Source organism: Rhodoferax sp., assembly GCF_028688795.1.
GTDB lineage: Bacteria > Pseudomonadota > Gammaproteobacteria > Burkholderiales > Burkholderiaceae_C > Rhodoferax.
On the sequence record NZ_JAQTXM010000002.1, the window covers coordinates 227,091 to 240,740 of the forward strand.

The window sequence follows — 13,650 nt, forward strand, 5'->3', positions numbered from 1 at the left end:
TTAAAATGCCGCTTTTGCATTCAACCGAAGAAATTTCAAAATGACCCATACCGTCACCGAAGCCTGCATCAAGTGCAAGTACACCGATTGCGTCGACGTTTGCCCCGTGGACTGCTTCCGCGAAGGCCCCAATTTTTTGACCATCGACCCCGATGAATGCATTGACTGCGCGGTGTGCATCCCCGAGTGCCCGGTGAACGCCATTTACGCCGAAGAAGACGTGCCAAAGGATCAGCGCCACATGACCAAGCTCAACGCCGAGCTGGCCAAATTGCCCACATGGAAAAGCATCACCAAGCGCAAATCGCCTCTGCCTGATGCAGATGACTGGAAAGACAAGACCGGCAAACTGTCGATGCTGGTTCGCTGAGCCCGGCCTTTTCCGCACACAGCAGCAGCTAAAAGCCCCGTCATTGCGAGCCCAACGCGGCAATCCATGCAGGGCTTAGCCACCATTGAAACCGATGCCGTGGTCATCGGTGCGGGTCCGGTGGGGCTATGGATGGTGTTTCAACTCGGGCTGCAAGGCATTCGCGCCCATGTGGTGGATGTGTTGGGTGAGCCCGGTGGCCAGTGCATCGAGCTTTATCCCGACAAACCCATTTACGACATTCCGGGCATTGCGCGCTGCACCGGGCGCGAGCTGACGCAGCGGCTGCTGCAACAAATTGCCCCATTCAAACCCGCGTTTCACCTCAACCAGCAGGTTAGCGAAGTTCTTGCGCAGGATGACGGCCGCTGGCGAGTGACAACCAGCGCGAGCCATCAGGCCGGCCAGCAGTTCTTGACCCGCACCCTGTTCATTGCCGCAGGGGTTGGCGCCTTCGCTCCCAAAGAACTCAAGCTGGACGGCCTGACCCCATTGCTGGGCAGCCAACTTTTTTACCGTAACGCGCCGCCTGAGGCCACCGCAGACAAAACGGTGCTGATCGTCGGCGGTGAAGATGCCGCAGTGGCCAATGCCATTGCGCTGGCAGCGGATGGTCCCAACCCAGCCAAAAGCGTCACGCTGGTGCACCGGCGCGATGTGCTGCAAGCCAGTGCCGCTGCCCTGGCGCAACTGGCCACCTTGCGCGATGCCGGAAAAGTCAAATTTCTGGCCGGCCAGGTCACTGGCATCCATGTGACTGATGGCCGCTTGGGCAGCATTGAGCTCAGCACGCCCGAAGATCAAACCGTCAATCTGCCAGTTGACACCCTGCTGGTGTGCATGGGCGTCAGCCCCAAGCTCGGGGCCATAGCGCAATGGGGCCTGGCGATGGCGCGCAAGCAACTCACGGTAGACACCGCAAGCTTCGCCACCAGCGCACCCGGCATTTACGCCGTGGGCGATGTCAACACTTACCCAGGCAAAAGAAAACTCATCGTCTGTGGTTTCCACGAAGCCACGCTGGCCGCCTTTGCCGCCGCCAGCTACCTGAATCCGCAAGCCAGCGGGGTGTTGCAGTACACCACCAGCAGTGCGCTGTTGCAGCAACGGCTTGGGGTTTTGGCAGACGACACGCCAGCCTGAAGCTGATCGAATGGCCATGCACGGGGCCAATCATCTTGAAGCGCGTGTCCGCTGATTTGACCAAGTCAACACATCGCACTTTAGGAAAGGTCAATTTTTTTGTGGGCGAGGTTCAGAAATTCGGCAGGCAGCAGCGGTTTGGCAAACAGGTAGCCTTGACCAAAGTCGCAGTCTGCCTCTATCAACAGGTCGCGTTGCAGGGTGTTTTCAATGCCTTCGGCAATCACCTGCATGCCCAGTTCATGAGCCATGCGGATGATGGCTTTGCACAGGGTGTGGTTCTTGGAGCCCGGGTGTAGGTCGCGCATGAAGGACTGGTCGATTTTCAGGACATCAATGTCGTACCGGTGCAGATAGGACAGCGACGAGTAGCCGGTTCCAAAATCGTCCAGCGACAAATGCATGCCGCTCTGGCGTGTGCTTAGCAATTGCTGTTTCACCCATTCCGATGCGTCAAGCAGCAGTCCCTCGGTAATTTCAACGACGATGGCGTCTGGTGTCAAATCAACGGAACGCAGGTAGTCTGCCCAGTCACTCGCCTGCCGCCGTTTGCTCTGGAATTGCAGCGGAGACTTGTTCACGGATATTTGAAAGCCAGGGTCAATCTGCGCGCGCCAGTCGCGCACCTTCTGCGCAGCCGTTTGGAACACCCATTCGCCGATGTCCTCAATCAGGCCGATGGACTCGGCCAGGGGGATGAACTCGCCCGGAGACACCACGCCGCGGGCCTGATGCCTCCAGCGGATGAGTGCTTCGGCCTTGCGGATGTCGCCAGTGCGCAGATCCACGATGGGCTGATACACCAGATAAAACTGTTGCTCCCGCAAAGCCACATGCAAATCCTCGGCCATTTGCAAGCGGTTACGGGCACGCTCTTGCAACGCACTGGTAAAGAAGTAAAACCCGTTTCTGCCGTTTCGCTTGGCCTCATACATGGCCTGGTCGGCCAATTTAAGCAGCTCATCAAAGGACTCGCCATCCTGGGGAAACAAGGTCACACCGATGCTGGCCGTGACAAAAACCGTGTGGCCAGCCAGCTCATATGCAGCACCTAGGCAACCAATTACCTTGTGGGCAATATCGCCCACATCGGTTTCTGGGGTCAGATCTGTGAGGATGATGGCAAATTCGTCGCCACCCATGCGGGCCAATGTGTCAGTCACGCGAAGGCAGTCTTCTATGCGCTTGGACACCTGCACCAGCAGTTCGTCTCCCACGGCGTGGCCAAGGCTGTCGTTAACTTCCTTGAAGTGGTCCAGGTCGAGAATGAGCAGCGCCAGGCCTTGATGGTTGCGCTTGTGGTTGTTGACGGCCTGCTCCCAGCGGTCGCGCAGCATTCGGCGGTTTGGCAGTCCGGTCAGTGCGTCGAAGTTGGCTTGCCGCCAGATGAGGGCTTCAGCCTTTTTGTGCTCGGTGATGTCGTGGGCGATACCGTAGGTGCCAATGATTTGGCCGTTGGCATCACGCAGCGGCATCTTCATGGAGACATTCCAAGCGGCTTTGCCGTCGTTCCAGACTTCATGGTGCAATTGGTTGAAGACGGGGGTGCCGGTCTGCATGATTTCCAGCTCTTCCGTGCGCGTTTGCGCCGCATGATCGGCAGAGAAAAAATCAGCATCGGACTTGCCCACGGCTTGTGCCGGGTCATCCAGACCATAGCGTTTGGCCAGGCTGCTGTTGATGCGGATGAAACGGCTCTCCAGGTCTTTGAAGAAAATTTGATCGGGCACACTGTCCATCATGGAATGCATCAAGTCCCGTTCGTGCTGCGAGGCGATGACCTCCATATGTTGACCAGTGACATCCCGCCAATGGGAAACAATGCCATCGTGCCCTCCAATGGCTTTGTGGCGATAGGTGATCCGCTCCAACCAACGACCGTCTTTGAGCTCAAAGTAGCGCGGCGTTTGCGCATCCACCCCGTAGTTCAACAGGCGCAGGGCAAAGGCATCGCTTTCGGGTTTGGCGAGCAATCCAAGCTGGTATTCAAATCGCTCGCTGCCGGTCATGCCGTAGGCGCTTTTTTCCGAAAAGCCCCACATCTCCAGGTAGTTCTGATTTGCAAATTGCAACATATAGGCATCGTCCATCAGCGCAATACCATCCGGATGGGCTCGCAACAGGGCCTCGGCCCAGTGATGTGCTACCACAATTGATTCCTTTCTGGCGCAAGTGCAATGGCGCCAGACAGAGGCGCAGTCACTGTCGACTTATAACAGAGCCGACCACTCTGCCCCCAAACAACTCACGCGACTGCCAAGAAATCTGGCACCGTCAACAACGACCTGATTAAAATCCACACCGCGCCAAAACAACGGCGTATTCGCTAGGGGTGCTGACCCGCAGTTCACGCTGCAAGTTGGCTGAGAAAGTCCCTTTGAACCTGATTGAGGTAATCCTCGCGCAGGGAAGCATGTTGAATTCGGGGTTCCGGCCGCCTTCTCTGGCCAGAACGTCACCCCAGCCGACACCGCCGACCTGCCAACTTTTTGCATGGAGCAAACTGATGGCAATTTCACATCCTTCCGAGTCAAACCAACCGGCCTCAAAACCTGCGCCAAATTCGGCGCTGTCACCGGTTCCAAATTCCGAGCGGGTTTTTAACTGGCACAACCACGCCTCGTTGTGGTTCAGCTTGGGCGTAGGCCTGCTGGTGATGCAGGTGGGCGCCTACCTGGTGCCCGCCGTGGGCAGTCGTGATGCGGCGATTGCCATCGTGCTGGGCTCCTTGATTGGCTCAGGTTTATTGGCCTGGACGGCGCGGCTGGGTTGCCAGACCGGTTTGTCCAGCGCCGCATTGATGCACGCCACCTATGGCAGTGCCTTCGCCCGCCTGCCGGTGCTACTGAACATGGCGCAACTGATTGGTTGGACCACGTTTGAGCTGGTCATCATGCGCGACGGTACCGCCGCCATTGGCAAGCAATCGTTTGGCCTGGGGCTGGACGGCATCGATGGCCGCGTGCTGACCACGCTGCTGTGGGGCGGTGTGTTGGTGTGGTTGCTCTCGGGTTCGATGACCCAACGTGTGCGCAAACTGGTGAGTCGTTTTGCGCTGCCGCTGGTGATTGCCTCGCTGTTGTGGCTGACCTGGCAGTTTGGTGGTCAAGTCCAAGCGCAAGGGCTAGCAGCTTTTTGGGCGCGCCCGGGTGACGGCAGCATGGGGCTTTTGTCAGCCATGGATTTGGTCATTGCCATGCCAGTGTCGTGGCTGCCGCTGGTGGCCGACTACGCGCGTTACGGCAAAAGTGGCCGCAGCGCCATGAGCGGCACTTGGCTAGGTTACGCGCTGGCCAACATCTGGTGTTATGCGCTGGGCGTGATGGTGGTCACTGTGGCACAACCCGGCACGGATCTGGTGACAGCGCTGCTGCTGGCCCAGGGTGGCTTGCTGGCGTTAACTCTGATTCTGGTGGACGAAATCGACAACGCTTATGGCGATGTGTACTCGGGCGCAGTGTCGGGCCACAGCCTGAAGCCGACTTTGAGCGTGCGCCAATGGGGCATGGGGCTGGCGGTGTTGTGCACTGGGCTGGCGCTGGTGCTGCCCATGCACAGCCTGGAGCCGTTTTTATTGATGTTGAGCTCGGTATTTGTGCCGCTTTACGGGGTGATTTTGGGGCGACTTGCCACAGCCAATGACCCGATAGCGACCCGTGCCCGCGCTGTGGACTGGAGCGCGGCCTTGCTTTGGCTTGGCGGCATTGCCTGCTACCACTTGCTGGCGCAATTCGCGCCGCAATGGGGCGCGGCTCTGCCGACACTTGGCGCCACCTTTGTGCTGGCCTGGCTGACACGCCCTGCCACATCACTGGCACTGGTTGGCCAAAAGGCATGAAGATCGTCATCCTGGGGGCGGGCCTGATGGGTCGCCTGCTTGGCTGCGAGTTGGCGCGTTCGGGCCATACTGTGGAAGTTTTCGAGGCCGGTGGCCCACAGGCACTGAACTCGGCGGCGCGGGCGGCAGCAGCCATGCTGGCACCGCTGGCTGAATCTGCTGTGGCAGAAGATTCTGTTGTAAAAATGGGGCTGTATGGCTTGCAACGCTGGCCTGAAATGCTCCTTAATTTAAAGCAACCGGTGTACTTTCAGCAGCAAGGCACGATGGTGGTCTGGCACCGGCAAGACCAAGCCGAAGCGACGCGGTTTGCCCTGCAGCTTGAGGCCACCAATTCACGGTTGCCGCAGTTGCCGTCGCTGCAAAAGCTAGATGCCCAAGGTTTACAACAACTGGAGCCTGGCTTGGCCGAGCGTTTTAGCCAAGGCCTGTATTTGCCAGGTGAAGGCCAGCTGGACAACCACCAATTGCTTGATGCCCTGCTGCTTGCGCTGCAGCAGCATCCAGGCGTGACCCTGCATTGGGACAGCCCGCGTCAACCCGGCGACTTTGCCCCCGGCACCACAGGACAGCCCAACTCAGCCGACTGGCTGTTGGACTGCCGTGGCCTGGGCGCCCAACCACAATGGCCGCAAGTGCGCGGCGTGCGGGGTGAGGTGGCTCTGTTGCTCGCGCCAAACGTGCGCCTGTCGCGTCCCACCCGGCTGATTCACCCGCGGTACCCGATCTACATCGCGCCCAAGGAAGATGGCATGTTCAAGATTGGGGCCACCGAGATTGAGTCCGACGACGTGTCGCCAGTGAGCGTGCGCTCATGCCTTGAACTGCTCAGCGCCGCCTACACGGTAGACCCGGCTTTTGGCGAGGCCCGCATTCTGGAGTTGGTGGCGCAGTGTCGCCCCACCCTGCCCGACAACCTGCCCGCCGTGCGCCGCCTGAGCGAGCGCTGCCTGCAAGTCAACGGCCTGTACCGCCATGGCTACCTGATTGCCCCGGCCATGATGGACGTGGTGCTGCAACTGATGCAGGGTGCTGACTCGGCGCTGGCAGAGCAGTTTGATGTGCAAGTGACTGCCCCGGCCCCAACTGTCATGACAAACACAAGCGAATCAGTCCATGACTTCTGAACCCATGAATCACCACGCAGGCCGTCCTTGCGAGAGGCGGAGCGACGCAGCAATCGCTGTGGCGGCAAGTACCATCACAGTACGCATTAATGACATACCTACAGCGCTGCGCGCACCTGCCACGCTGGCCGATGCAGTGAAGCAGTTCGGCATTCAGCCGCCTTTTGCGGCGGCCGTCAACCTGCAGTTTGTGCCCAACACCCGCTACCACCAGACACCGCTGCAAGAGGCCGACCGCATCGATCTGATCGCACCGGTCACTGGCGGCTGATTTTTTTACGCCTATGAACATGCTCACAACCCAGCCAATTACTGCTGCAGCAAACCCAACAGCTGATGACGCGCTGGTGCTCTATGGCCAGCGCTTTGCCAGCCGCCTGCTGCTGGGCACCTCGCGCTACCCGTCACCCAATGTGCTGCAAGCGGCCGTCAGACTGGCACAACCTGCCATGCTGACAGCCTCTTTGCGGCGGCAGAATCTGCAAACTGGCGAGGCGACGCCCAACCACTTCTGGGCCATGCTGAGCGAGTTGAACGTGCCCGTGCTGCCCAACACCGCCGGCTGCCACAGCGTGCAAGAAGTCATCACCACCGCTGAGATGGCGCGGGAGGTGTTTGGCACACCCTGGCTCAAGCTGGAGCTGATTGGCGACGACTACACGCTGCAGCCTGACACACTGAACTTGGTGGATGCCGCCAGTCGCCTGATCAAAAGTGGATTTCAGGTGCTGCCCTACTGCACCGAAGACCTGGTGCTGTGCCAACGCCTGGTCGATGTGGGTTGCCAGGCCATCATGCCGTGGGCCGCACCCATCGGCACCGGCAAGGGGCCGATCAACCCCTATGCCTTGCGCACCCTGCGCGAGCGGCTGAACGTGCCGATGCTGGTGGACGCCGGGCTGGGCTTGCCATCTCACGCATGCCAAGTGATGGAATGGGGTTTTGACGGCGTGCTGCTCAACACGGCGGTGGCGCTAGCGCAAGACCCGGTGCGCATGGCCGGGGCCTTTGCCAACGCCACGCAAGCCGGGCGCGCGGCATTTTTGTCCGGTGTGATGTCCGAACACCACAGCGCCCAGCCCAGCACGCCGGTGATGGGCACACCATTTTGGCATCAAGCCTGAGCCTGCAGAACTGCGCCCAGCCACAAATAAAACACCAGAGTTCATACTGATGCACACACCTGAACACCTGCTCGCCCTGGCCCAAGAGATCACCGCCTGCCACAGCCCGCTGGCCCTGCAACCTGATCCCTTGCAACGCTTGCCGCATAACGCAGCAAGCTTCTCGCAACAGGCCATGGACCAAGTACTGACCGAGGCGAACACGGTCAAAATGGCCGTCAGGGCTGCGTGCCGCGCGCTCGATTTCATCGACGCAGATGCGCAATGTGTCGCCAGCGCCTGGCAATCGCAAACCGAACGCAGCGGCCAGTTTGACGCCACCGCCTGGCCCTGCGAACCACAAGACTTCGGCCTGCGACCGCTCCCGCGCAAAGATGCTTTTGCCGCGTGCCCACATCAACTGGGCCTGTACGCGGTGCTGCCCGATGCCCCCTGGGTCGGCCGCATGGCGCGCGCCGGTGTGCCCACGCTGCAACTGCGCTTCAAGTCGGATGACGCTGCCGCTGTTCAGCGCGAAGTAGCCGCAGCCGTGCAGGCCGTTCAAGGCACTGGCGCCCTGTTGTTCATCAACGACCATTGGCAAGCCGCGCTTGACACAGGTGCCTACGGCGTGCACCTGGGGCAGGAAGACCTGGAAGGCGTGGGCAAAGCCGACTTGGCCGCCATCCGCGCGGCGGGCCTGCGGTTGGGGCTAAGCAGTCACGGTTATGCCGAAATGCAACGCGCCGACGCGGTCAGCCCCAGCTACATCGCCTTGGGCGCGGTGTATGCCACCACGCTCAAGCGCATGGCAACCCCGCCACAAGGCCCGGCCCGCCTGACGATGTATGCCCAATTGCTGCGCAACCACAGCACGGTGGCGATTGGTGGGGTCGATGCCGCACGCCTGCCCGAGGTGCTGGCCAGCGGCGTCGGCTCAGTGGCCGTGGTGCGGGCGCTGGTGGCAGCAGATCAGCCAGAAGCCCAGGCGGCAGAACTCCAAAGAATCATCACGGCACATCAGCTGCACCGACAGACCGCCCGGTAGATCAAGCCGCTGCGGCACCCACCACCTCGGCAGCACTGCGAAAGGCTTCGACGGACGTGGGCACACCGCAGTAAACGGCGGCGTGCAGCAACACCTCCTGGATTTCCTGCACGGTGGCACCGTTGTTGAGCGCACCCCTGACATGGCCTTTCAACTCATGCTGCTTGCCCAGCGCAGTGAGCATGGCCACGGTCACCAAGCTGCGGGTTTTCAGGTCGAGCCCGGGGCGTTGCCACACGTCGCCCCAGGCGTTGCGGGTGATGTGCTGTTGCAATGGGGCCGTGAAGTCGGTCGCACCCGCAAAAGCGCGGGCCACAAAGTCTTCACCCATCACTTGCTTGCGCATGGCCAAGCCAGCTTCAAATTGTGTGTCACTCATTTCAATCGCTTTCAAAAAAACATGAGCATAGCGACTGAAATGGATCTACGGTCATCCCGTCAGATGGCGCCTGTGTCCCTGCGCCGTCATCAAATCGTCATTTCATTGACTTGTGGGCGTCTTACCATGAGTCCCCGCTGACATTCGCTGAACCCTTAGACCAAGGGATAGGCCCACGCGCAGCGTTGAACAACGGCCTGGTTATTGAACGCACAACAAAAAATTAGTAACGATGACCCAAAATCCTCAAGAAAATTGGACACGCCGCAGTCTTTTGCGCAATGCGGCAGGACTGGCCGCGCTCAGTACAGCGTCGTCTTGGTCACAGACCACAAAAAAGACCCCCCTGCAACGCACCTTGGCTCTTGCACAAATCGTAGACAACACGGCTGGCCAGGCCGACGTGGCCAAAGATTTTCTGATTGGCTGCCGTGCGGCATGGCAAGAGGTCAACAACCAGGGTGGCATCAACGGGTATGCGGTTGAGCACCTGGTGATAGAAACCGATGCAAGTGCGGGCAGTCTTCGGGACGCACTGGACCTCGTCAAAAAAACAGCTCACTGTGTGGCGCTTTCTGGCACGGTGGGTGACCGTGCCGCCGGTCAACTGGTGGGATTGCTGAAACAAACCCAATTCAACATGGCGCACGTTGCGCCCTGGATGCAAAACTCTGAACTTGATGGGGATGCATTCACATTCCCCATCTTTGCCTCACGCCAGGAACAAATTGCCAAGGCGTTCCAGCAGCTGTCCGTGATGGGGGTTGCCGAGCTGGCAGCCATCTATGCGTCAGAGCAAGAGTACACACAGTACCGCAGCGATGTCGAGCGCGCGGCGGCATCGCTGAACATTCGTCTGCAGACCTATAAACCCGCGGGTGACCTGGCACTTGTTGGGAAAAAACTGACCGTCAACACGCCTCGAATCCTGTTGTTTTTGGGCGGAACGCCTGAACTGGTTCAGTTTCTGCGGGGCATCGACAAACAAGCCCGCCAGCGCTACGTCATTGCGCTAGCTGATGTCAATTTGCAAACCATGATGCAAATGGGTGCGAGCCGCATCACACCGGTGATGGCCACCCAAGTGGTGCCCATGGTCAATGCGTCTTTTGGGGTGGTGAGGGCTTACCGGGATACGCTGGGACGGCTGTATGACGAACCGCCCACGCCACAAAGCCTGGCGGGCTATATTGCCGCCCGTTATACCGCTGCGGTACTCAAACGCATCGACGGGCTACCAACACGCCAAAGCGCATTATTGGCTTTTCAGCAGCGCCAGCCGATTGATTTGGACGGTTTCCGGGTGAGTTTCAATGCCCAGGGCCGCAGTGGCGCATATGTGACGCAGAGCATGATCACGCCGGACGGACGCTTGATTGGTTGAGCGGGCGACGCGTGCGCTATGAAAGGCGCATCGGCAGCGGCGCAAACCCATGGTTCAGCGGGCCGCTGCACTGGCCGGTTTTGACCGTTGCACCGGCTTGTAGCGCTTGGCGCACAAAGGCGCGGGCCTTTTGCACGGCCTCTGGCAGCGCAGCACCCAGCGCCAGATGCGCGGCAATGGCGCTTGAAAGTGTGCAACCCGTGCCATGGGTGTTGGCAGTGTGAATACGTGGGGCATGCATCCACAACGGCTCTTTTGCCGCTTCCAGCAGTAAATCCGTCACCGTGTCACCGGCCAGGTGCCCGCCTTTGAGCAGCACCGCCCGCGCACCGCGCCCAATGAGTTCAGCCGCCGCCAGCGCCATGTCCTGCGGGCTACTTAATGGCCGCCCGACCAGCAAAGCCGCTTCATCCAGGTTTGGGGTGATCAGCATGGCACGCGGAAACATCTCGGCCACCAGCACGGCAATCGCCGGGTCATCAATCAACTTGGCGCCGCTGGTGGCGACCATCACCGGGTCAAACACCACGCGTTGCATCTGGTGGCGGTCAATTGCCTGGGCCACAGTGCGCACAATGTGGGGCGAATGCAGCATGCCCACCTTGACGGCATCCACCCCAATGTCTTCCAGCACCGCGTCGATCTGGTCACGCAGCATCTCAGGCGGTACGCCATGAATGCTGCGCACGCCGCAGGTGTTTTGGGCGGTGAGTGCGGTGATGGCCGTCATGCCATAGCAGCCTAACGCAGCAAAGGTTTTCAGGTCAGCCTGAATGCCGGCACCGCCGCCGCTGTCTGAACCCGCAATGGACAAGACCCGGGCATAGTGGTAAATTAGTTCAGTATTCATAGCTACTCACGCTTATATATAAAGGTCTATAGCCCAAAAAGGCATATATTTTTTAACTTAGCCACAAGCCATGCCACTGAAGTCATGGATACCGGATCGGGTCCGACCTTTCATCTTCACTGAACGGCTGAAACAACCAGCCGAAAGACTGCGCTGCCGCGCTTGGGTCTGGCGCCGAACAAATGGCGCTGACCACTGCCAGCCCGTCAGCCCCCGCCAGCAGTACCTCCGCCGCGTTGGTCACATGCACACCGCCAATGGCCACCAGGGGCAACGCGGTCATGGCGCGCACCTGGCGCAAACCTGCCAGCCCCCAAGGCGCCGCCGTGTCGGTTTTGGTGGGCGTGGCATAAATCGGACTGACCCCCAGGTAGTCCACCGCTTGACCCGCTGCGCGCACCACATCGTCCAAAGATTCCACAGAAAGGCCAATGAACACCTCAGGCGGCAACAGCTGCCGGGCCAAGGCCACTGGCATGTCGGACTGCCCCAAATGCACACCCTGCGCACCACACGCCAGCGCCACGTCAATGCGGTCATTGATCACCAGCGGCACACCTGTGGGTGCCAGCAGGTCTTTCATGGCACGAGCCAGCGCCACGAAGTCGCGCGAACACAAGTCTTTTTCGCGCAGTTGCACGCAGGTCACACCGCCTTGCACAGCGGACAGCACCACGTCGGTCAGGCTGCGCCCGCGCAGGTTTTTTTGGTCTGTCACCAGGTACAAGCGCAAGCTGGCAAGTAAATTAACTGACATGGCTGCTCAGCCCCCAATGGATAAAAAGAGCGCGGTCATTGCAGAACCCGGAAATGGGCTTGGGCTAGATCGCCATGGCGACACGTATTCATGTGAAATGGGCCTGCAGCGTAGGAGCGAATGACAGCCATCGTCAATGCGCCGCCACTTCCAATTTCAAATGGCGCTCAAAGGTCGGTTCGTCCAACAACTGCAACTGGTCCAGCAGTGCAATTTGCAAGCTGCCCACGCCTCCGCCATGCGCCTGAACTTGCTGCGTGGCCACTTCGCCCACCACACCCAGGTAAGCCATGGCCGACAACGTGGCGCGCCAGGCATCTGGCTGCACGGCGCAAAACGCACCCACCAAGGCCGTAGCCGAGCAGCCCACGCCAGTGATGCGTGTCATCCACTCATGGCCGTTGGCCAGGCTGGCATGGCGGCCTTGTGCATCCAGCACATGGTCCACCGGGCCGCTGACACACACCACGCCGCCGGTGCGTTGAGCCAGGTCACGCGCGTATTGCAATGAATCCGCCACCTCAGCACCGCTGTCGACACCCCGGGTTTGCGCAGCGCTGCCCGCCACACTCATGATCTCCGAGGCATTGCCTCGAATCACGCTTGGCATGGCCACATCCAGCAGCGCTGAAATACTATTGTTTCGATAGCTGGTAGCGCCCGCCCCTACTGGGTCAAGAACGGTTTTTATGCCTCGTTCTTTGGCTACTTTGAGGGCCAATTTCATGGCCTCGATCCAGTACGGCTCCAGCGTGCCAATGTTGAGCACCAGGGCTTGGGCGATGGCGGCCATGTCGGCCACTTCCTCATGCGCGTGCGCCATGACGGGTGCGGCACCCATGGCCAGCAGCACATTGGCATTGAGGTTCATCACGACAAAATTGGTGATGGAATGAACCAGGGGGTGCTGCTTGCGCACCGCCAGCACGTCAGCCCAGAGGTCAGAAGGTAAAAGTTGATTAGCCACGACAGATTCCTATTTGTGATCTGGGGGCCGCTTCAGCACAACCTGGGTTGTGAACGCTTTCCTACGCTGGGATGACCCAGATCAGGTTCGAAGAGTGTTTCTCAGCCGACCGACCGGGCGGCACCTCTAGCGGGATGAATTATGACGGACGCACGACACCGCCGGGCGAATGCAAATTGACGAAATTTCTGGCCCAACTGGAAGCCTTTGACCCGCTGCTTTTGATTGACTGTTGACCGACACCAATGGGGCGGTTATGGTGGCAGGGGATGGGTTGGGGCGGCGTCTTTGTGGCGACCATTTTGTCAAAGTAGGCCCCAGCCATCGACCAAATGCGGGTGCTCCCTGATGGCAGCTTTCTGGTTGCCCAATCTGTTTGGCCAGAAATAATTGATCATCTCAATGTAAGTCGACAGTTTCCTATCAAAACAACTTGCACAAAACCTCTCGTACGCCCCATTGCAGTGGCCGCAAGCAAACGCAGTCAGCCAACCATCGCTGCTGGCTTATAGAATCAACCACATCTCCCGCTAACCCTTGACACTGGTTTCGGGCCTTATAGGCCAAGAACCCGCCTTACTTGCAATTTGTGCTTGATAGATTTATTCGACCAAGCACTCTGGCGTGCAAGAGATTCCAGTTGGATTAGTGATCAATCTTCAAGAAAATATCCCTCCGGGTTCC

At 59.5% G+C, this 13,650-nt stretch carries 13 protein-coding genes and 2 riboswitches; of the genes, 8 read left to right on the forward strand and 5 right to left on the reverse strand.

Annotation, left to right across the window (positions count from 1 at the left end; translation table 11 throughout):
- Positions 1-40 precede the first annotated feature (40 nt).
- Positions 41-370, forward strand: coding sequence for a ferredoxin FdxA (gene fdxA, locus PHQ58_RS02740; protein WP_300106519.1), 330 nt, complete (start codon positions 41-43; stop codon positions 368-370).
- A gap of 66 nt (positions 371-436) precedes the next feature.
- On the forward strand, positions 437-1,513 hold the full coding sequence (locus tag PHQ58_RS02745) for an NAD(P)/FAD-dependent oxidoreductase (RefSeq protein WP_300106522.1): 1,077 nt from the start codon (positions 437-439) through the stop codon (positions 1,511-1,513).
- A gap of 80 nt (positions 1,514-1,593) precedes the next feature.
- Here the strand turns inward: PHQ58_RS02745 and PHQ58_RS02750 are convergent, their stop codons facing one another.
- A complete protein-coding gene (locus tag PHQ58_RS02750) occupies positions 1,594-3,663 on the reverse strand; it encodes an EAL domain-containing protein (RefSeq protein ID WP_300106525.1) in 2,070 nt (689 codons plus the stop codon).
- 168 nt (positions 3,664-3,831) lie between these two features.
- A riboswitch (TPP riboswitch) is annotated at positions 3,832-3,940 on the forward strand.
- Positions 3,941-4,019: 79 nt separating this feature from the next.
- Here PHQ58_RS02750 and PHQ58_RS02755 point away from each other — a divergent pair.
- The 5 genes from PHQ58_RS02755 (at position 4,020) to PHQ58_RS02775 (ending at position 8,629) form a co-directional block, all read left to right on the forward strand.
- On the forward strand, positions 4,020-5,351 hold the full coding sequence (locus PHQ58_RS02755) for a cytosine permease (RefSeq protein ID WP_300106528.1): 1,332 nt from the start codon (positions 4,020-4,022) through the stop codon (positions 5,349-5,351).
- Positions 5,348-6,478, forward strand: coding sequence for an FAD-dependent oxidoreductase (locus tag PHQ58_RS02760; RefSeq protein WP_300106531.1), 1,131 nt, complete (start codon positions 5,348-5,350; stop codon positions 6,476-6,478). The genes PHQ58_RS02755 and PHQ58_RS02760 overlap by 4 nt, the downstream gene beginning before the upstream one ends.
- Positions 6,479-6,551: 73 nt before the next feature.
- On the forward strand, positions 6,552-6,749 hold the full coding sequence (gene thiS / locus PHQ58_RS02765; protein WP_300106714.1) for a sulfur carrier protein ThiS: 198 nt from the start codon (positions 6,552-6,554) through the stop codon (positions 6,747-6,749).
- 19 nt (positions 6,750-6,768) lie between these two features.
- Positions 6,769-7,602 (forward strand): thiazole synthase, encoded by an 834-nt coding sequence (locus PHQ58_RS02770; RefSeq protein ID WP_300106533.1) that lies wholly within the window; start codon positions 6,769-6,771, stop codon positions 7,600-7,602.
- 49 nt (positions 7,603-7,651) lie between these two features.
- Positions 7,652-8,629 (forward strand): thiamine phosphate synthase, encoded by a 978-nt coding sequence (locus PHQ58_RS02775; protein WP_300106536.1) that lies wholly within the window; start codon positions 7,652-7,654, stop codon positions 8,627-8,629.
- A 1-nt stretch (position 8,630) separates the two neighbouring features.
- On the opposite strand, the gene pcaC is transcribed toward PHQ58_RS02775, so the two are convergent.
- A complete protein-coding gene (gene pcaC / locus PHQ58_RS02780) occupies positions 8,631-9,008 on the reverse strand; it encodes a 4-carboxymuconolactone decarboxylase (protein ID WP_300106539.1) in 378 nt (125 codons plus the stop codon).
- A 358-nt stretch (positions 9,009-9,366) separates the two neighbouring features.
- Here pcaC and PHQ58_RS02785 point away from each other — a divergent pair, with 358 nt between their 5' ends.
- Positions 9,367-10,392 (forward strand): ABC transporter substrate-binding protein, encoded by a 1,026-nt coding sequence (locus PHQ58_RS02785; RefSeq protein WP_300106541.1) that lies wholly within the window; start codon positions 9,367-9,369, stop codon positions 10,390-10,392.
- A 16-nt stretch (positions 10,393-10,408) separates the two neighbouring features.
- On the opposite strand, the gene thiD is transcribed toward PHQ58_RS02785, so the two are convergent.
- The 3 genes from thiD to thiM all read right to left on the reverse strand — a co-directional run bounded on the left by thiD (position 10,409) and on the right by thiM (position 12,966).
- A complete protein-coding gene (gene thiD / locus PHQ58_RS02790) occupies positions 10,409-11,242 on the reverse strand; it encodes a bifunctional hydroxymethylpyrimidine kinase/phosphomethylpyrimidine kinase (protein WP_300106544.1) in 834 nt (277 codons plus the stop codon).
- A gap of 82 nt (positions 11,243-11,324) precedes the next feature.
- Positions 11,325-11,999: a thiamine phosphate synthase gene (gene thiE, locus PHQ58_RS02795; RefSeq protein ID WP_300106546.1), complete on the reverse strand. Its 675-nt coding sequence runs from the start codon at positions 11,997-11,999 to the stop codon at positions 11,325-11,327.
- A gap of 133 nt (positions 12,000-12,132) precedes the next feature.
- Positions 12,133-12,966, reverse strand: a complete 834-nt coding sequence (gene thiM, locus PHQ58_RS02800; RefSeq protein WP_300106548.1) for a hydroxyethylthiazole kinase — start codon at positions 12,964-12,966, stop codon at positions 12,133-12,135.
- Positions 12,967-13,007: 41 nt separating this feature from the next.
- A riboswitch (TPP riboswitch) is annotated at positions 13,008-13,104 on the reverse strand.
- Positions 13,105-13,650 lie beyond the last annotated feature (546 nt).